This is a genomic window from uncultured Sulfitobacter sp. (assembly GCF_947502895.1).
Classification (GTDB): Bacteria; Pseudomonadota; Alphaproteobacteria; order Rhodobacterales; family Rhodobacteraceae; genus Sulfitobacter.
Window position 1 is genome coordinate 657,604 of the sequence record NZ_CANNBM010000001.1, and the last position, 17,555, is coordinate 675,158.

The 17,555-nt window shown below is 55.5% G+C and carries 19 protein-coding genes and 1 tRNA gene; 12 read left to right on the plus strand and 8 right to left on the minus strand.

Translation table 11 applies throughout. From position 1 onward, the window contains the following. Window positions 1-45: 45 nt before the first annotated feature. The 4 genes from Q0903_RS03250 to Q0903_RS03265 form a co-directional block, all read right to left on the minus strand. Window positions 46-122, minus strand: a tRNA-Arg gene (locus tag Q0903_RS03250). Window positions 123-201: 79 nt separating this feature from the next. Then, a complete protein-coding gene (locus Q0903_RS03255) occupies window positions 202-1,587 on the minus strand; it encodes a HAMP domain-containing sensor histidine kinase (protein WP_299412814.1) in 1,386 nt (461 codons plus the stop codon). A 64-nt stretch (window positions 1,588-1,651) separates the two neighbouring features. Further along, window positions 1,652-3,070: an FAD-dependent oxidoreductase gene (locus Q0903_RS03260; RefSeq protein ID WP_299412816.1), complete on the minus strand. Its 1,419-nt coding sequence runs from the start codon at window positions 3,068-3,070 to the stop codon at window positions 1,652-1,654. Window position 3,071: 1 nt separating this feature from the next. Further along, window positions 3,072-3,809, minus strand: a complete 738-nt coding sequence (locus tag Q0903_RS03265; protein WP_299412818.1) for a VTT domain-containing protein — start codon at window positions 3,807-3,809, stop codon at window positions 3,072-3,074. A 296-nt stretch (window positions 3,810-4,105) separates the two neighbouring features. Between Q0903_RS03265 and rpmH the strand changes: the two genes are divergently transcribed. Genes rpmH through Q0903_RS03285 form a run of 4 tightly spaced genes read left to right on the plus strand, consistent with a single transcriptional unit; the run spans window position 4,106 to window position 5,677 of the window. After that, on the plus strand, window positions 4,106-4,240 hold the full coding sequence (rpmH, locus tag Q0903_RS03270) for a 50S ribosomal protein L34 (RefSeq protein ID WP_025063397.1): 135 nt from the start codon (window positions 4,106-4,108) through the stop codon (window positions 4,238-4,240). A gap of 22 nt (window positions 4,241-4,262) precedes the next feature. Beyond that, window positions 4,263-4,682 (plus strand): ribonuclease P protein component, encoded by a 420-nt coding sequence (rnpA, locus tag Q0903_RS03275; RefSeq protein ID WP_299412820.1) that lies wholly within the window; start codon window positions 4,263-4,265, stop codon window positions 4,680-4,682. Further along, complete coding sequence (gene yidD, locus Q0903_RS03280) at window positions 4,679-4,906, plus strand: membrane protein insertion efficiency factor YidD (protein WP_299412822.1); 228 nt, start codon at window positions 4,679-4,681, stop codon at window positions 4,904-4,906. Before rnpA ends, yidD begins: the two co-directional genes overlap by 4 nt. Further along, window positions 4,907-5,677 carry a hypothetical protein gene (locus tag Q0903_RS03285; protein WP_299412824.1) on the plus strand — a complete coding sequence of 257 codons (771 nt, stop codon included), beginning with the start codon at window positions 4,907-4,909 and terminating at the stop codon, window positions 5,675-5,677. It abuts the gene before it with no gap. On the opposite strand, the gene Q0903_RS03290 is transcribed toward Q0903_RS03285, so the two are convergent. Then, the gene (locus Q0903_RS03290) at window positions 5,617-6,150 is read right to left on the minus strand and encodes a DUF3833 domain-containing protein (RefSeq protein ID WP_299412826.1); all 534 of its coding nucleotides are present in this window, start codon (window positions 6,148-6,150) and stop codon (window positions 5,617-5,619) included. The two genes, Q0903_RS03285 and Q0903_RS03290, sit on opposite strands and share 61 nt — an antisense overlap. A 72-nt stretch (window positions 6,151-6,222) precedes the next feature. On the opposite strand from Q0903_RS03290, the gene ttcA reads away from it, so the two are divergent. The 8 genes from ttcA (at window position 6,223) to Q0903_RS03330 (ending at window position 14,141) form a co-directional block, all read left to right on the plus strand. Further along, on the plus strand, window positions 6,223-7,062 hold the full coding sequence (ttcA, locus tag Q0903_RS03295; RefSeq protein ID WP_299412829.1) for a tRNA 2-thiocytidine(32) synthetase TtcA: 840 nt from the start codon (window positions 6,223-6,225) through the stop codon (window positions 7,060-7,062). Window positions 7,063-7,209: 147 nt separating this feature from the next. Next, the gene (locus tag Q0903_RS03300; protein ID WP_299414463.1) at window positions 7,210-8,727 is read left to right on the plus strand and encodes a bifunctional diguanylate cyclase/phosphodiesterase; all 1,518 of its coding nucleotides are present in this window, start codon (window positions 7,210-7,212) and stop codon (window positions 8,725-8,727) included. Between the two features lie 119 nt (window positions 8,728-8,846). Then, the gene (yidC, locus tag Q0903_RS03305) at window positions 8,847-10,676 is read left to right on the plus strand and encodes a membrane protein insertase YidC (RefSeq protein WP_299412832.1); all 1,830 of its coding nucleotides are present in this window, start codon (window positions 8,847-8,849) and stop codon (window positions 10,674-10,676) included. Then, on the plus strand, window positions 10,676-11,413 hold the full coding sequence (locus Q0903_RS03310) for an MOSC N-terminal beta barrel domain-containing protein (RefSeq protein ID WP_299414466.1): 738 nt from the start codon (window positions 10,676-10,678) through the stop codon (window positions 11,411-11,413). The genes yidC and Q0903_RS03310 overlap by 1 nt, the downstream gene beginning before the upstream one ends. Further along, entirely contained in the window at window positions 11,413-12,063 is a 651-nt protein-coding gene (gene yihA, locus Q0903_RS03315; protein WP_299025106.1) for a ribosome biogenesis GTP-binding protein YihA/YsxC, read from the plus strand. The genes Q0903_RS03310 and yihA overlap by 1 nt, the downstream gene beginning before the upstream one ends. Before the next feature lie 36 nt (window positions 12,064-12,099). Next, a complete protein-coding gene (gene argB, locus Q0903_RS03320) occupies window positions 12,100-12,963 on the plus strand; it encodes an acetylglutamate kinase (RefSeq protein WP_299025108.1) in 864 nt (287 codons plus the stop codon). After that, window positions 12,960-13,646: a ferredoxin gene (locus tag Q0903_RS03325; protein ID WP_299412836.1), complete on the plus strand. Its 687-nt coding sequence runs from the start codon at window positions 12,960-12,962 to the stop codon at window positions 13,644-13,646. Before argB ends, Q0903_RS03325 begins: the two co-directional genes overlap by 4 nt. Next, entirely contained in the window at window positions 13,647-14,141 is a 495-nt protein-coding gene (locus Q0903_RS03330) for a histidine phosphatase family protein (protein WP_299412839.1), read from the plus strand. Window positions 14,142-14,191: 50 nt separating this feature from the next. Here Q0903_RS03330 and Q0903_RS03335 read toward each other — a convergent pair whose 3' ends face one another. Genes Q0903_RS03335 through Q0903_RS03345 form a run of 3 tightly spaced genes read right to left on the minus strand, consistent with a single transcriptional unit; the run spans window position 14,192 to window position 17,507 of the window. Then, window positions 14,192-14,956, minus strand: coding sequence for an amino acid ABC transporter ATP-binding protein (locus Q0903_RS03335; protein WP_299025116.1), 765 nt, complete (start codon window positions 14,954-14,956; stop codon window positions 14,192-14,194). A gap of 12 nt (window positions 14,957-14,968) precedes the next feature. Beyond that, a complete protein-coding gene (locus tag Q0903_RS03340) occupies window positions 14,969-16,267 on the minus strand; it encodes an amino acid ABC transporter permease (protein WP_299025118.1) in 1,299 nt (432 codons plus the stop codon). Between the two features lies 1 nt (window position 16,268). Further along, window positions 16,269-17,507, minus strand: a complete 1,239-nt coding sequence (locus Q0903_RS03345; RefSeq protein ID WP_299412842.1) for an ABC transporter permease subunit — start codon at window positions 17,505-17,507, stop codon at window positions 16,269-16,271. Window positions 17,508-17,555: the final 48 nt, after the last annotated feature.

Sequence of the window (17,555 nt, forward strand, 5' to 3'; positions counted from 1 at the left end):
GCATAAGCATCGGGCTAGCCGCATCATTACAGAAACTAGGGGTAGTGGCGGACCGAGGAGGATTCGAACCCCCGACCCCCTGATTCGTAGTCAGGTACTCTATCCAGCTGAGCTATCGGTCCACTTGCTGGCGGTTTAGTAGCAGCGCACAGGCAATGCAAGCCCTCATCATGCGCAAAATCACATCACAGGAAAAAATCCTTAAATCGTGCCGTCCCCTTTGGGTAATGTGATCAAGAATTCCGTACCGTCACCGCCAGTGTCTACCAAAACAATATCGCCACCATGACCTCGAACCAGTTCGGCTGAAATGGCAAGGCCAAGGCCAGAGCCGCCCTTACGAACCGAACCTTGAAAGGCCGAAAATAAATGCTCTTTCGCTTTAGCGGGCAGACCGGGGCCCGTATCACGCAATCTAATCTGCCAAGCCTCTGGTTTTTCCGAAGCGATCAGAGTGATCCTACCGGCCTTGCCAGACGCGACGATCGCCTGTCGCGCATTGCGAATTAGGTTCCCCAACACACGGTACATCTGCTCAGGGTCCGCGCGTATTTCGAAAGGTTCGGCGATATCGGTCTCCAACGCAATATCCGCGCTACCGATGGCCAAACGCTCACTGTCCAGAACATCCTCGACGATATCAGCCAGACGCACAACGGTCAGCGTTGGGCTGGGCTCTTCCGCGCGACCAAATGCAAGTGTCGATTCGCACAGATGCACCGCACGGGTGATTGACCCCACCAATTTTGGTGCCATGCGGGCAACAACAGGATCCTCTGACATTTCGATCCGGTCTGTGAACAGCTGCGCCGAAGTGAGGATATTGCGCAAATCATGGCTGATCTTGCTTACCGCAGATCCTAGCTGAGCCAACCGCTCTTTCTGACGCAAGGCTGACGTCAGCTCGGTTTGCAAGGATTTAAGCGCCTGCTCTGCTTCGCGCAGCTCTGTCACTCGGGCGGTCGGCTCAATAATCCGGCGCGCGTCCTCTGGTGCCGCAGCATAGCGTTGCATATGTCCAACAACGCCCTTGATGGGTTTGACCAAAAGAATACGCATCGCAATAAATAACAAAAACGCAGTGATTACAGAAATCACGGCGGACAGTGCCAAAATGCGCAAGCCATAGTCGATCATCGCCGCACGCATCGGAGCAGTCTCCATCGTGACCTCGATCAGCAGTCCCGCATCCCGCACAGGCGCACCGATCACGCGGATAACCTCATTCTCTGCAGTCATCATACGCCGCGTTGCTTCACCAATCAGCGTCAACGCAGAGCTGTCGCGCAAATCGACTGTCCCCGAGATCACCCGCGGCATGGGCGAACTCAGGACAAGCTGACGGATTTCATCACGGCGCAAAACCACGTTAAAGACCTCAGCGTTCCGCAGCAATTCCGCCTCAAGATCGGCGTCAATCATATCGTCGGCAAGCAGGGTCAGCGATGCAATCTGCGCACGCTCCAGACGGTTAAGCATATAGTCTTCGCGAAACCGCGCGATAGACGGCACAAAGATCAACACCTCGGCAATCATCACAAATATCGTGGTGAGCACCAGCAAACGACCGGAGAGCGAATTGATCATGCTTTCACCTATGCGCCACGCGGGACGGTGGGCGGGGCGCCGTCGCAGACGCGCGTCGCAGACCTCACGGGATAAACCGCTGAACAAGGCCTACCACACGTTTTACAAGATCGCTTTCGAACAGACGCGGGCTGAAGTAAGCGCCCGCCGCGCGCTTGTTGATCTCACCAATAGTTGGGTAGGGCGCGACCATTGCAGCGATCTGGCTCATCTTCATCTTGTTGGCGAGTGCCAACGCCCAGAGATTGATCAACTCGCCTGCCTGATATCCAACAATTGACGCACCGACAGGCCGCCCTTTGACCACCATGACTTTGATGAACCCTTTAGTCTTGCGCTCTGCAATGGCTCGGTCATTGTGGGAATAATGAAATCGCACCACTTCCAGCGAACTGCTGTGCTTTTTGCGGGCCTCGGCCTCGGTTAATCCAACCTGCGCAAGCTCGGGGTCAGTATATGTCGCCCACGGAATGTGGGCCGTTTTGGCTTTGGACGGTAAGCCAAATAGCATCGAGCGGATAATGACACCGGCATGATATCCCGCCACATGAGTAAATTGCAGTCCTCCGGCCACATCCCCTATAGCGTAAACGCGGCGATTGCTGGTGCGCATGCTATCATCGACCTGTATCCCGTTCCGCGAAGGCTTGATGCCCCCCGCACCTAGCTCCAGCTTATCTACGTTTGCTTTGCGTCCAACAGCCATCAGAAGATGGGAGCCTTTGAACACACGCCCGTCCTGCGTCTCGACCTCAATTGCACCCGCCTGCCCGCTGATCTTTGCGGCCAATGCCTCTTCCGCAATTTCCACGCCTTCGTCCTTCAAAGACGTCAGTACAACCTCGGCCAGCTCAGGATCATCCTTGCCCAGCGCTTTGGCACCCTCGATCACCGTGACCTTGCAGCCCATGCGCACATGCGCCTGTGCCATTTCCATGCCGATTGGCCCGCCGCCAATGATGAGCAGATGCTCGGGCGTCTCACGTAAATCAAATAGCGTCTCATTGGTCTCATAGGGTACGCTATCCAACCCCGGAATTGGCGGCACAAGCGGGGACGAGCCTGTGGCGATAACTATGCGGCGCGCTTTGATAATGGTATCGCCCGCCTGCACTTCTGTCGGCGAGATAAATTTTCCGAATTCGCGGATAACCCTGATGCCGAAACCTTCAAAACGCTCTTGGCTGTCAACGGGCGCTATCGTCGCTATCACATCCGCTACATGATCCTTGGCCGCTGCATAATCGACGACGCCCGCCGCATCCTTCACACCAAACTGGGCCCCATGCTGCTGGCTATAAGCAGCCTTACCTGTCGCGATCAGCGCCTTTGAGGGAACACATCCGTAGTTAAGGCAGTCGCCCCCCATCTTGTGCCCTTCCAAAAGCACAACGTCAGCCCCCATCTGCGAAGCGCCCGCAGCAACCGATAACCCGCCTGACCCTGCACCGATGACCAGAATGTCGGTTTTGATAAATTCCATCTTAGAGTTCCTTCTTGCCGGTCACGGCTTTGATAATCACGGGCAGCACCGACAACACGCACAGCCCCAATATTGGCAGCAGGATGTGTGGCTCGAATATCAATCCAAGGTTCGGCGTCTCACCCTGCGCAAATACTTCCCCCAATCCCGCACCAACGGAGGTGTAAACAAGTGATCCGGGTATAATGCCCAAAAACGTCGAGATCACAAACCGACGCAGTGGCACACCGAGGAACGCAGGGATCAGATTGGCCACAAAGAACGGCACGGCTGGTACAAGACGAATAAAGAACAACATGGACCACTGGTTTTCATCCAGACCCTTTTTGATCCGCGCCACCAAGCCGCTGGATGTCTCCATCCGTGCGCGCAATTTGTCCCCAAGCCCCATCTGGGCGGCCAGAAAGATCAGCGTGGCGCCCATCGTTGCTGCGGTCACATTCACTGCAGCACCAAAAAAAGTCCCGAACAAAAATCCCCCCGTCAGAGTGGCAATCAACGCGCCAGGAAGGGAAAAGGTAACAATCACGACATACACCGCGATAAAACCCACAACAGTCAGCACGAAATTACTATCCCGAAAAGCTATCAATGCCTCACGGTTGTCACGCAGCGCATCAAAACCAATGTAGTCGCGCAGCACAAATGCCCCCACAACCGCCACCGATGCAATAATCGCAAGCGGCGCGTAGCGCACTAGGGGGGATTTGGTTGTCATGCTCTGGCTCGTATCTGTCATGTCTCGTGCTCCAACAGCGTTCGGTTGACACCTAGATGCGCTTTTGCGAGCGACAAAGACAGCCCGCTCACGCGCGCTTGATCATCCGTGTTGGATTCCCCCCCGAGTTTGCGCTTATCCGTCGAGGATTGAAACATATCGCAGGCTCGGTTCGGAGTTTTATTGCAGATATAGCGATTTGGGCGGTCACAGGGTTTGACTTGGGGTCCACAGCCCTTTAGAGGACGGGTCTGAAATGACGCGAACGCGCGAATCCGCGGGTCGCACTACACAATAGATAGATGGAGCAGGACGCGATGAAACGCACCTTTCAACCTTCGAACCTCGTCCGCAAGCGCCGCCACGGTTTCCGTGCGCGCATGGCAACCAAAGCAGGCCGCAAGATCATCAATGCGCGCCGCGCACAGGGTCGCAAAGAGCTGAGCGCGTAAAAACGCGCCCAAGGCAAATGTTATGACACCGCCGGAGACCGACCTGACAGGCACAAACGCCGTTGGGACAGCGTCACCGGCGGTTTTGTCATGCGAAACGCCCACTGTTTTGACGCAGCGGCGCGATTTCACCCGCGCCGCACGCGGTAAGCGGGTCGCTAAATCGGGGTTTGTTGTGCAAATGTTGCGCCGACCCGAGGGCGAAGAGACTGGTATTCGTGTAGGATACACCTGCTCCAAAAAGGTAGGAAATGCTGTTGCCCGCAACCGTGCCAAGCGCCGATTGCGTGAGGTTGCCCGCATTGTCCTACCGCTCAAAGGCCAGTCGGGACACGACTATGTGCTCATCGGACGCCGCGATGCCACTGCCTCCCTGCCTTTTGACCAACTGCTCAAAGACATGCATAGCGCGCTCGATATCCTGCACGGCGCGCGGAAATGACCCCCTTCGCCCACCTTATGGCCTTGCCCGTTCGTTTCTACCGGTTGGTCTTCAGCCCATGGGTGGGTTTTAATTGTCGCTATCAACCGACCTGTTCGGCCTATGCGCTAGAGGCCTTGGAAAAACACGGCGCAATTCGGGGCAGCTTGCTGGCTGCGCGCCGAATTGGCAGGTGCCACCCCTTCGGAGGCGACGGGTACGATCCAGTGCCGGAAAAGAAGTAAATGATAGACACAGGGTTTTTCAAATGGGTCTGGCGCTTTAACGCGCTTCTCATTGCTGCGGCGGCCACCGTGATTTTGGGGGTGCTCATATGGGAGCTCACCCGTGATCTGCGGACTCAAACCTTTCCGCGCGCGACAACAGATACGCTGGCTCTGTCGCCCACCGACACACCGGAACCCCTCGGGAGCGAGCCGCAACAAACACTGCGCCTTGGCAACGCTCTTCCAAACAACACGCCTGGGACCTACGCCCTACCGCTTTATGCCGAGCAGACCTATACCAACCGCAGGATCAGCAAAGACAGCCGCGGCAATCTGCTCAACTATCTAATTGTGAGAACAGATCCGCAGGCGCATCACTGGCTCTTTCCAAAGGGTGAGCGGTTGATCATCGAAACGCGGCCATTGGTATTTCATCAGTCCAATGCGGCGCAAACACGGCTCGGCCAATTGCTCGAAGTGATCGAGGCCGACACCAGCGGCGACGCAAGACTATCTCGACAAGATACCCGCACGCTCTACCTGACCTCTCCGGAATGGGACACGCCTGTGCAGATCATCAGTGGCGTATCATCTGTCTTGGCCGTGCAGCCCGTTGGCCCGACAAGCTTCGACCTCATCGTCATGATTGCCGGAACGCACAGGCCCTGCGCGTGTCAGCGCCCGCAGCGCGTGTTATGTCCCGTCAAACGCTGGACAGTAGCGACTAGCTATTGCTTCTCGAACGTGATGAGAACTTCACCGATATCGACCCCGTATTTCTTCATATAGGCACGGTTCAGCACACGCCCGCCGCCCAGATCCCACATCCAGTCATCAAAACTCAACCGCAAGGTGCCATCCGGCACAGGCAGATCAATCCGGTATTTCCAATTAAATGTATCGCCGCGTTCTTGGCCCTGCGCGACACCCAGTACCCCGTCCGCAAAGCCGGTCCAGGTTTGATCGGCAACCACTGGACCTGTCTTTTTCAGCCGCCAGATACGTTCCTCTGTGGTCCCGTCGGCATAGGCAAAATCCTCAACCAGTTTTAGGGTCGTGCCATCCCAAGTACCCGTAACCACAACGTCAAACCTTCGCCGCACTGTGCCAAAGACATCCTGAAACTGCCCCTTGGCCAGCACGCGACCGTCAAAGAACTCTTCCAGATTGAAGTCGATCTGCGACAGCTTGCCATCGTCCAAGGCGGGCTTGCCCACGCAAGCGCCCAAGACCATCACCGCTCCAACTATTGCAAACCGCATCCCGCACGCTCCTATGGCTTTAGTTCAAAGGTAACGTGATGTAGATAAAATCAACCGACCAAGGAACGTGCCATGCTTGACGAGACGAAAGAAATTCACGCGCTTTTCCACGGCGCGCCCCAAACAACCGAATTCAAGAAACTGCGCAAGCGCCTTATCCGGCAAAGCCGCGAAGCAATTGAGCAATACGGTATGATCGAGAAAGACGCCAAGTGGCTGGTGTGCCTGTCAGGCGGCAAAGACAGCTACACACTCTTGGCGGTCTTGCATGAATTAAAGTGGCGTGGCCTGCTCCCTGTCGAACTACTGGCCTGCAACCTCGATCAGGGGCAGCCCGGCTTTCCCGCGACCGTTCTTCCTGAGTTTCTACAAAAGATGGGCGTGCCGCACCGGATTGAGTACCAAGACACCTATTCAATCGTAATGGATAAAATCCCGAGCGGGCGTACGTTTTGCGCGCTGTGTTCGCGGCTTCGGCGCGGCAATCTGTACCGCATTGCACGTGAAGAGGGATGCTCGGCTGTTGTGCTGGGGCACCATCGCGATGATATACTCGAGACGTTCTTCATGAACCTCTTTCACGGCGGCAGGCTGGCCACGATGCCGCCCAAACTGTTGAATGAAGAAAAAGATCTGTTTGTCTACCGCCCCCTTGCCCATGTGGCCGAGGCGGATTGCGAGAAATTTGCCAGCGCAATGCAATACCCGATAATCCCTTGTGACCTCTGCGGCTCGCAGGACGGATTACAACGCCAGCAGGTGAAATCGATTCTCGATACATGGGAGCAGAACAATCCGGGCCGCCGACAGATCATGTTTCGCGCGCTGACCAATGCACGCCCCTCCCACCTACTTGACCCAAATCTGTTTGATTTTACAGGACTTTCGCGGGATTTAGAGAATTTGAATTAAATGAACGCGGATTTTTCTACCGTGTTAACCCCCGATTGATCTGATTCTCGCTACGGTAGAGGAAGGAGAGCGCACAAGCGGCTCCGATCAGGAGGGGCGCCTGTGCCGGATAAGACCAAGAAGAATTATTTCATTGCTTTGGCCGAAATGCGCATGCGTATTTTCAATGTCCTGACCGGCCCTCCTGCTCTCGCGTTTATTCCCGCATTCTCTCTCGCCGCGTACTGGTTTGGTGGTGAAGGGGCGTTGCTGGTGGTCGCCGCGCTACTTCCCGCGATTTACCTCTTGGCAGGGGGAATTAATGGAACCGTCGGGCATCTAAACAGCGCCGCCATGACCAGAGGTGGGCTGCTTCCCCGTGCTGCGATGGCTGAAAGGTGTGGGGTGATTTTCGAACAGGCAAGCGAGAGCGGGATGCACTCTTGTATCCACGTTGTCGAAATCGAAGGTTTCGCCGACCTTGTGGATCGTTTTGGCCCCGCTGCGGGCGATGCCGTGATTGATCGCATGGGCGAACGCCTGACAGCCGCCATGCGTGATGGCGATGTGATAGGTCAGATAGGGGATGCCCGCTTTGCCGTTTGTGTTTCTCCAGTACGTCATCTTTCGTTGGAACTGTGCATCCAACTTGCGGGCCGCTTGCAGACAGCCGCAGAAGAGCCGATCTCGCTTGATGGAACTGTCATTTATGCTGACGTTTGTATCGGGTTTTGCCAACATTCCCGCGCGCCGGACAAGCAAGCCGCACAATGGCTGGAGGCCGCCTGCATCGCGCTGCGCAGCGCCCAGGCACGCGGGGCGTCCAGCATCCGCGCCTATTCCGACCAAATGCATCAAGAGCGTAAGACCCGTCGTGCCTTGCATGAAGATGTGTTTGCCGCTCTCGATAGCGGTGAAATCACACCATGGTTCCAGCCGCAGATCTGCACCGATACAGGGCGCATCACAGGTTTTGAAGCATTGGCCCGATGGACCCACCCTGTGCGTGGTGTGATACCACCCGCTGAATTCCTCCCTGCTGTCGAGGCAGCCAATCTGCTGGAGCGATTGGCCGAGGTCATGATGTATCACAGCTTTCGCGCGCTCAAAGCGTGGGACACCGAGGGTGTTGAGGTCCCGCAGGTCGGTGTGAATTTCGCCGGATCCGAGCTGAGTAATCCACGCCTGCTGGAGAAAATTAAATGGGATCTCGACCGATTTGAACTCACACCAGACCGACTGGCTGTGGAGGTATTGGAAACTGTTGTAGCCAGCGCGCCTGATGATATGATTACACGAAATATCAATGCTTTGGGCGCACTCGGGTGCCGTATAGATTTGGATGATTTCGGCACGGGGAATGCCTCTATCGCCTCCATCCGCCGCTTCTCGGTCTGCAGGATCAAAATTGACCGCAGCTTTGTCATGAAAGCCGACCGCGACCCCGAACAGCAGCGCATGATCAGCGCGATCTTGACAATGGCAGAGCGTCTTCAGGTCGAAACACTTGCTGAGGGTGTCGAGACTGTGGGCGAGCATGTGCTGCTGGCGCAGCTCGGGTGTGACCATGTGCAGGGATTTGGCATCGCGCGCCCGATGCCATTTGACCAAACAATCGATTGGATCAATGCCCATAATGCAAAACTGCTAGACGTGCCACAGATCATGCAAGGACGTCAAAAATAGCTGGAAACCGCTCAAAACCATTCGCGTAATTAGGTAGCAGCCCCCCGATTCCGCTTGACCTTTTGCCGCCCCCGTTGTGTACCCACCAGACAGTTTTCAGACTTCAGGTAGCGGTGCAAATGGACAACGATCAGAACAAAAATCTTATCATTGCAACAGCTCTCAGCTTTGTTGTGATCCTTGTGTGGTTTGTACTCTTCCCACCGCCAGAACCACAGACACCCCTTGACGGGACCACCGCCTCGCAGACCGCACCCACCGAAGGCAGCTTGGCCACGCCGAGCGCAGATGTACCCGCAACAGCGCCAGCCGCTACGGCCAGCACCGACACCGCCCCAAGCGCCCTTGAGACAGCGCCGCGTGTGTCGATTGAAACAACACGTTTGAGTGGTTCTCTCTCGCTTCTTGGTGGCCGCATTGATGAATTGCTTCTCAATGACTACCGCACATCCCTTGATGAAGATGCGACTACTGTCGAAATCCTGTTTCCCGCGACCGAGCCGAACGCACAATACGCATTGCATGGCTGGGCAGCGGCGGCAGGCGTTGATCCAGGCGCCGTGCCAGGTCCGAATACCGAATGGCAGCTGACCGACGGTGAGACGCTTGGCGTTGATACACCTGTAACGCTGAGCTGGGACAATGGCGCAGGTCTGCTGTTCACAAAACAAATCGCCATCGACAGTGACTTTCTGTTCACTATCACACAGTCCGTCGAGAACACTGGTGATATTGCCGCCTCTATCGCGCCTTACGCAGTGCTCGCACGCCACGGCATTCCGACCGATCTGAAAAATTTCTTCATCCTGCACGAAGGCGTGGTCACCATGACAGATGGTGAATACTCCGAAACCGATTGGGACGAGATGCCGGAGTTTGAATTCAACCCGCGCGCTGGCGCCCGCACGCAAGAGAACAACATCACGGAAAACGGCTGGATCGGCTTTACCGATCATTTCTGGATGAGCGTTCTGATCCCGACCCAAGGAACCGCATTCAAATCCGTTGCAAAATATGATGAGCGCCGCGACATTTATCAGACCGAGGCAGTCAGCCCGGTGCAGACGGTCGCCCCTGGGCAAACGATCAGTAACACAACCCAGTTCTTCGCGGGCGCAAAGGAATGGGACGTTCTGAAGGCCTATGAGGACGCAGGCGTTTACAATTTCATCGACTCGATTGATTGGGGGTGGTTCGCCTTCCTGACCAAACCAATCTTTTGGCTGCTGCACCAGTTCAACATCCTGATCGGCAATATGGGTGTCGCGATCATTGCACTGACCCTGTTCATCAAGGCGCTCTTGTTCCCCTTGGCCTACAAATCCTACGTCTCGATGGCCAAGATGAAAGAGCTTCAGCCGAAAATGGAAAAGCTGAAGGAAGAGGCCGGCGACGACCGCCAAAAGATGCAACAAGGCATGATGGCGCTCTATAAGAAGGAAAAGGTAAATCCTGCCGCTGGTTGTTTGCCCATCTTGCTGCAAATTCCGATTTTCTTCTCGCTTTACAAGGTGATCTTCGTAACGATCGAATTGCGCCATGCGCCATTCTTTGGCCCGTTTCAGGATCTCAGCGCGCCTGACCCAACCTCGATATTCAACTTTTATGGCCTACTCCCGTGGGGCACACCCGAAGTTGGCAGTATCATGGCGCTGGTATTCATCGGAATTCTGCCGCTTCTCTTGGGCATCTCGATGTGGTTGCAGCAAAAACTGAACCCGGCCCCCACTGACCCCACACAGCAGATGATTTTTGCATGGATGCCATGGGTCTTCATGTTCATGCTGGGCAGCTTCGCCTCTGGTCTGGTGGTCTACTGGATCGCGAACAACACCATCACCTTCACCCAACAGTACCTCATTATGCGCAGCCAGGGGTATAAACCCGACCTGCTGGGCAACATCAAAGGCGGGTTCACCCGCAAGCCCAAGACAGAGCCGAAAAAGTGATGAAGGTCACGGCGCTCTGGCGTCACCCGATCAAAGGCCACGGGCGTGAGGCGTTACCGCGTGTCACGCTGACAGAAGGGCTATCAATGCCTTATGATCGTCTATGGGCCATTGCCCATGACGCAGCAAAAGCCGGTAGCAGCGAATGGGCTGCATGCCAGAACTTTAGCCGCGGGGCCAAATCGCCTGCGCTTATGGCAATCTCATCTTCGCTCGAAGAGGCGTCCGAAACCCTTACACTAACCCACCCCGATCTCGATGATCTGACAGTCCAGCCAGACGCGGACCCGAAGGCCTTGCTTGATTGGGTGAGTGTTCTTGTTGACGACAGCCGCGCACAGCCTGTGCGTATCCTCCGCCTTGATGGACGCGGCTTTACCGATACGCCTTTTGCCTCCATTTCCCTATGCAACCATGCCTCGCATACGGCTGTTGAAGCCCTCTCCCAGTCGCCACTACAGGTCGAGCGGTGGCGCGGGAATATCTGGTTCGAGGGCGCGCCGGCTTGGGCCGAGTTCGACTGGATAGGTCGAGACCTGAAACTCGGCACCTCGCGCTTGCGGGTTGAGGCGCGTATCACACGCTGCCTTGCCACCACTGCCAACACCGATACCGGCGTTCGCGATGTCGATACACTGAAAGCGCTGAATATGCTCGATCATCAGGACTTCGGGATTTATGTTACTGTAATCCAATCCGGTGATGTGACCGTCGGCGACGAACTGGAGCTTATCTGATGCAACTGCCCTTCCCCCTCGCCGAGGAGCCCGACGCGTTCACACTGGAAAAAGGACGACTGCTATTCGCTGGCCAGACCGAGTTTGTAAAAGGCGTGGTCGCTATGTCAGGCTTGCCCGAGGCGGACCGCCTTGAGGTATGCTTTGCGGGCCGCTCGAATGTCGGCAAGTCGACGTTGATCAACGCGTTGACAGGGATGAAGGCGCTGGCTCGCGCCTCAAACACACCAGGCCGCACGCAAGAGATCAACTATTTCACAGCCGGCGATGATCTCTACCTCGTTGATTTGCCAGGTTATGGCTATGCAAATGCGCCCCTGCCAGTTGTTGAGAAATGGCAGCGCCTGCTCAAGCAATTCTTGCAAGGCCGCCAGACGCTGCGCCGTGCCTTTGTGCTGATTGATGCGCGCCATGGTGTCAAATCAGTCGATGACGAGATTATGAGCCTGCTGGACAGCGCCGCTGTTACGTTTCAGGCTGTGCTGACAAAAGCGGACAAGGTCAAAGAAGTAGAGCGCGCAAAGGTACTGGATCAGGTGCGCGGTGCGCTGGCAAAACACCCCGCCGCCTACCCCGAGATCATCGTGACCTCATCTGAGAAAGGTTGGGGCATTCCTACCTTACGCTCTGTGATTGCCACGCTGGAATAAGCGCCTATGATCCCGACAGACCACGGGACCGTAGATATGAGAAAACAAGATATGAACCGCGATTGGGCTGCCACCGCCGCCACACTCTCACAAGCACTGCCTTACATGCAGCGCTATAATGACGCGACTGTTGTGATCAAACTCGGCGGTCATGCCATGGGCAGCGACGAAGCGATGATGGAATTCGCCCGCGACGTAGTGCTGATGCGACAAGTCGGTGTGAACCCAGTGATCGTGCACGGCGGCGGGCCGATGATCAACGATATGCTCCAGCGGCTCAATATCAAATCAGAGTTCGTAAACGGCAAACGTGTAACCGATGCCGCGACCATGGAAGTGGTCGAAATGGTGCTATCAGGTCTCGTGAACGCCAAGATTGTACAGGCCATATCCGCCCAAGGTGGCCGCGCTGTCGGCGTGTCGGGAAAAGACAGCGGTCTGATCATTTGTGAGCCTGAAGACCCAGCATTGGGCCTTGTTGGCAAGCCGACCACCGTAAACCCGCGCCTGTTGCTCGACATGGCAGAAAAGGAGCTAATCCCCGTGATCGCCCCATTGGGCATGGGGATGCAGGGCGAGACGTTCAACATCAATGGTGATACCGCAGCGGGTGCTATTGCCGCATCACTCAAGGCGGATCGCCTGCTGCTGTTGACCGATGTTTCCGGCGTCAAAAACGCGGCTGGCGAAGTCCTCACGGAACTGACGCCTGAACAAATCGCCGAAATGACAGCAGAAGGCACGATCGCCGGCGGGATGATCCCAAAAACCCAGACCGCGCTGGACGCGTTGAATGCAGGGGTACGGGCTTGCGTTATACTTGACGGTCGTGCGCCCAATGCCTGCCTGCTAGAGTTGTTTACCGAGCATGGTGCAGGCAGCATCATCCGCGCAGGATGACACGTCTGCGCACGGCACCGGAAAAGCAAGCGCGCAAACTGTTGGACAAGGTCGAAGCATTAGCCGCCCCGCATGGCCTGATGGCTATGGGCGGTGCACATACGGATATCGATCAAAAGCCGCAAACAGTCGTTTTGGTAGGAACTGCCCCTGAATTCTGGGACCATTTTATTCAAAGCCATGAACACAGCGACGGATTGGCCGACCCGATTGATCGCTGGTCCCAGCGCATCCTACCCCAAATTATGGAAGCCGCGGGTGGTATCGCCGTTGTCTATCCCTTTGGCGGGCCACCCTACGCGCCCTTTATTTCGTGGGCCAAAAAGACAGGGGAAGCATTTGACAGCCCTACAGGCATGCTGGTGCATATCCGCGCGGGGCTGATGATCTCTTACCGTGGCGGCATCGTCTTTGCGGGACGCCAGCCATTACCCGCGCAACGGCCACAAAACCCTTGCGACAGCTGCGTGGGACGCCCTTGCATCCCCGCGTGCCCCGTTAACGCGCTGTCGGACCAACATTTCTATGATGTCCCCACCTGCAAGACCTATATCAACAGCGCAGCGGGCGCAGGATGTGTAACCAACGGCTGCGCCACACGCCTTGCCTGCCCGATCAGCCAGACCTTCGGGCGGCCACAGGCACAATCTGCCGCACATATGCATGTCTTTAAAGGAGTTTGAATGAAACGCCTGATCCTGATGCGACACGCGAAATCCGATTGGTCGACAGCGGCACAGACAGACCATGCGCGCCCCCTCAACCCGCGCGGCCAACGCAGTGCCGTCGCGCTTGGGGACTGGCTGCGCAAGAACAAATATCTCCCCGACGAAATCTTATGCTCGGATGCCATGCGAACCCGTGAAACACTGATCGGGCTTACCCTCGGCGAAGTTCCGACCCGTTTCACACGGGATCTCTATTTGGCAGAACCCGAAGCAATGGCAGCTGCGCTGCGCCATTGCACGCAAGACTGTATTCTGATGGTGGCCCACAATCCTGGATCAGCGATGCTGGCCGAGATGCTGTTAGGCCAGCCGCCCACGCACTCAGAATTTGCCACCTACCCTACCTGCGCCACGTTAGTTGCTGATTTCGGCATCCACAGTTGGGACAAACTGGCGTTTCACAGCGGAACACCAGTTGATTTTATAGTGCCCCGTGACCTCATAAAGTAAGGGCGGAGGTTTCCCCCCGCCCCTTATAGAAAACCCACATATGGCGCGTCTTAGTGGCCCAGAATCTGGCTAAGAAACAGCTGCGTTCGTGGGCTTTGCGGATTGTTGAAAAACGCTTCCGGCTCGTTCTGTTCCACGATCTGGCCCTGGTCCATAAAGATAACGCGGTTGGCTACCTGACGGGCAAATCCCATCTCGTGCGTCACGCAGAGCATGGTCATACCTTCTTCAGCAAGCTCGATCATTGTGTCGAGAACTTCCTTGATCATTTCAGGGTCCAGTGCCGATGTCGGCTCATCAAACAGCATGATGCGTGGCTTCATGCAGAGCGAACGGGCAATCGCCACACGCTGCTGTTGACCACCCGACAGCTGACCGGGGAACTTGTCTGCCTGATCAGGAATTTTTACCTTCTCGAGGTAGTGCATCGCAACTTCTTCGGCTTCTTTCTTGGGCGTTTTACGCACCCAGATCGGCGCAAGCGTCAGGTTGTCCAAAATGCTCAGATGCGGGAAGAGGTTGAAGTGCTGAAAACACATACCCACTTCGGAGCGAATCTTGTCGATGTTCTTGAGGTCGGAAGACAGCAATGTCCCGTCGACTTCAATAGAGCCCTTCTGATGCTCTTCCAGTGCATTGATGCAGCGGATGAGCGTAGATTTACCCGAGCCTGACGGCCCGCAAATAACGATACGCTCACCCTGATACACCGTCAGATCAATGTCGCGCAGTACGTGAAAGGTACCATACCACTTGTTCATGTTCTGGATGGAAATCGCGACTTCGTCGGACACTTTAAGTTTTGTATCGGCCATGTTTCGGGCTCCTTAACGATGATCTGTCGCGAGACGGCGTTCCAGCCACTGCGAATATTGTGAAATGCCGTAACAAACGACGAAGAACAGAAGCGAGGCAAAGCCCAACAGCTCCCAATACACACCGTTCCAATCGGTGGAGGCTAGAATAGGACCACGGATCATACCAAGAAGGTCGAACATCGAGATAACGGAAACAAGCACCGTATCCTTGAACAGACCTACTGCGATGTTCACAATCCCAGGGATCGAGATTTTGAGAGCTTGTGGAAGGATAATAAGGCGCATCGCCTGTGCGTAATCAAGGCCGAGGCTATCGGCAGCCTCATACTGGCCTTTCGGCAATGCAGCCAAACCGCCGCGGATTACCTCGGCAATATAGGCTGCCGAGAACATGGTGATCATGATGACAACGCGCAAGAACAGGTCAACGGTCGCTTCTGGCGGGAAGAAGTACGCCAGCATCACACTTGCCACGAACAAAAGGGTGATCAACGGAACACCACGAATGAATTCGATGAAAATCACACAAATCCATTTGATCAGCGGCATCGAGCTTTGACGCCCCAAGGCCAGCGCGATGCCCAACGGAATAGACAACGACACGCAGGTCAGACCCAACATAAGGTTGAGCATAAAGCCCCCCAGATCACGGGAGGGGACTGGCTCAAGCATAGGTGTTTCAGGCGAAATCGCCCCGATGATAAACCCGGCAATATACCAAGTGACCATCGCGGCAATGACACCGCCGAAAAAACCCAGTGCAAAGTTCTGTGCAACAAAACGCGCATAGACAAAATAGCCAACGATAAAGCCAACAAGTGCAAAGATCGGTATCCAGATCGTCCCGCCCCAGATCAACCAATAGGCGATGAAGGGAAACAGCAGCGTCATAACCAGCAACTTGCGTGGCAGATCAAAGAACAACACAGGCGCCAAGGCAGGCGCCAACAGCACCAGTGCAAGTGTCGGGCGCCAGTATGATTCGCTTGGATATTTAAAGCCGAACAGCAGTTGGTTCCACCGTTCTGTCAGCACCGAAAAACAGGCTGCTGACCTGCCCTGCAAGACCTCGCGACACTCCGCCAGTGACGAGGTAGTCCAGACGCCGCCCCAGATCCACGGCAGGGTAGACGCCATAATGAGGTAAATCACATAGATTGCCGCAACCGTTAGCAAGGCATTGGGCCACGTCGCGAACAGATTATCCCGTATCCATTTAACAGGGCCTGCCGCGTTGGACGGTGCTGGTTGTTGCTCGATATCTGTGGTCCGCACAAAGGCGACAGATTTTTCATGCGTATCTGACATCTTAGCGCTCCTTCAACTTCATCGAGTTGTTGTAGACGTTCATCACTGTTGAAATCGTCAGCGAGATGACGAGGTAGAACGCCATCAACAACAGCACACATTCAATCGCACGCCCTGTCTGGTTCAGGGTAATCCCCCCCAGTGTCGCGGTGATATCTGCGTAGCCGACCGCAATAGCCAGTGACGAGTTTTTGGTAATATTCAGATACTGCGAGATCAGCGGCGGAATAATCACCCGAAGGGCCTGTGGCAGCACAACAAGGTTCATGATCCGACCCGAGCGCAATCCAAGAGCAGCAGCCGCTTCGGTCTGGCCTTTGGACACCGCCTGAATACCCGCACGCACGTTCTCGGCGATGAAGGCACCTGTATAGATAGACAAAGCAAACCAGAGCGCGATCAGGGGGCCACCAATTTTGATACCCCCACTAAAGTTAAACCCCTTAAGTGCAGGCATTTCCCAGCTCAGGCCAAGGATGAAGCAGACAGCGATGATGGGCACAAACCAGATGGCAAGGTTGCTCCATAGTGTGCTGGGGCGCACGCCTGTCGCTTCTTGAATGGCGTTTGCCCGTTTGGTGAAGAAACGTGTTGCGATGAAGGATCCAACTAGCGTTGCAATTACCAGTAACCAATTCAAACCACTGCCCTCGGCCCCGCCAAATCCGCGGGTAAAGTATGGACCAGGCACGTAAACGCCACGGTTCGTAAAGGCGAACATATCCATCAACATCGACGATGCCGGATCGTCCCCGCGGAAATCCCGCGGGCTGGGCATCACGGCGGTCATGATCGTGAAAATAATAATGATCCAGATTAGTACTGGAATGTTGCGGAAGATCTCGACGTAAACGGCCATCAGCTTGCGAACCAGCCAGTTGTTCGAGAGGCGCAGCACACCGGCAATGACGCCAAATATCGTAGCTGTGATACAGGCCAGGAAGGCCACAAGGAGCGTGTTGATAATGCCGACAAATGCCGCGCGCATGTTTGAGGATTGGCTGTCATACTCAATCAGCGTCTGGTTAATGTCATAGCCCGCAGGGCTGCCCAAGAACGCAAAAGATATATTCAAACCCGCCGCGCGCAAGTTGGCCGCTAAATTTGAGTAAAGATATGCAAGAGCCAGCGCCAGAGCGATGGCCGCGATGACCTGCAATGTCAGCGACCTGTACCGTGTGTCGTTCAACAGCATAGACAGCTGGAACGAGCCCTTTGGAGGGTCCGAAAGTGTCGACATGAAATTTATCCCCGTGTGTCCCGGTTATTTATCACGCGTCTTTTGACG

What these genes read in the sequence shown, in the direction of transcription:
- Q0903_RS03255 (WP_299412814.1), bottom strand. Translation starts at nt 1,587, where the DNA reads ATGATCAATTCGCTCTCCGGTCGTTTGCTGGTGCTCACCACGATATTT.
- Q0903_RS03260 (WP_299412816.1), bottom strand. Translation starts at nt 3,070, where the DNA reads ATGGAATTTATCAAAACCGACATTCTGGTCATCGGTGCAGGGTCAGGC.
- Q0903_RS03265 (WP_299412818.1), bottom strand. Translation starts at nt 3,809, where the DNA reads ATGACAGATACGAGCCAGAGCATGACAACCAAATCCCCCCTAGTGCGC.
- rpmH (WP_025063397.1), top strand. Translation starts at nt 4,106, where the DNA reads ATGAAACGCACCTTTCAACCTTCGAACCTCGTCCGCAAGCGCCGCCAC.
- rnpA (WP_299412820.1), top strand. Translation starts at nt 4,263, where the DNA reads ATGACACCGCCGGAGACCGACCTGACAGGCACAAACGCCGTTGGGACA.
- yidD (WP_299412822.1), top strand. Translation starts at nt 4,679, where the DNA reads ATGACCCCCTTCGCCCACCTTATGGCCTTGCCCGTTCGTTTCTACCGG.
- Q0903_RS03285 (WP_299412824.1), top strand. Translation starts at nt 4,907, where the DNA reads ATGATAGACACAGGGTTTTTCAAATGGGTCTGGCGCTTTAACGCGCTT.
- Q0903_RS03290 (WP_299412826.1), bottom strand. Translation starts at nt 6,150, where the DNA reads ATGCGGTTTGCAATAGTTGGAGCGGTGATGGTCTTGGGCGCTTGCGTG.
- ttcA (WP_299412829.1), top strand. Translation starts at nt 6,223, where the DNA reads ATGCTTGACGAGACGAAAGAAATTCACGCGCTTTTCCACGGCGCGCCC.
- Q0903_RS03300 (WP_299414463.1), top strand. Translation starts at nt 7,210, where the DNA reads ATGCGCATGCGTATTTTCAATGTCCTGACCGGCCCTCCTGCTCTCGCG.
- yidC (WP_299412832.1), top strand. Translation starts at nt 8,847, where the DNA reads ATGGACAACGATCAGAACAAAAATCTTATCATTGCAACAGCTCTCAGC.
- Q0903_RS03310 (WP_299414466.1), top strand. Translation starts at nt 10,676, where the DNA reads ATGAAGGTCACGGCGCTCTGGCGTCACCCGATCAAAGGCCACGGGCGT.
- yihA (WP_299025106.1), top strand. Translation starts at nt 11,413, where the DNA reads ATGCAACTGCCCTTCCCCCTCGCCGAGGAGCCCGACGCGTTCACACTG.
- argB (WP_299025108.1), top strand. Translation starts at nt 12,100, where the DNA reads ATGAGAAAACAAGATATGAACCGCGATTGGGCTGCCACCGCCGCCACA.
- Q0903_RS03325 (WP_299412836.1), top strand. Translation starts at nt 12,960, where the DNA reads ATGACACGTCTGCGCACGGCACCGGAAAAGCAAGCGCGCAAACTGTTG.
- Q0903_RS03330 (WP_299412839.1), top strand. Translation starts at nt 13,647, where the DNA reads ATGAAACGCCTGATCCTGATGCGACACGCGAAATCCGATTGGTCGACA.
- Q0903_RS03335 (WP_299025116.1), bottom strand. Translation starts at nt 14,956, where the DNA reads ATGGCCGATACAAAACTTAAAGTGTCCGACGAAGTCGCGATTTCCATC.
- Q0903_RS03340 (WP_299025118.1), bottom strand. Translation starts at nt 16,267, where the DNA reads ATGTCAGATACGCATGAAAAATCTGTCGCCTTTGTGCGGACCACAGAT.
- Q0903_RS03345 (WP_299412842.1), bottom strand. Translation starts at nt 17,507, where the DNA reads ATGTCGACACTTTCGGACCCTCCAAAGGGCTCGTTCCAGCTGTCTATG.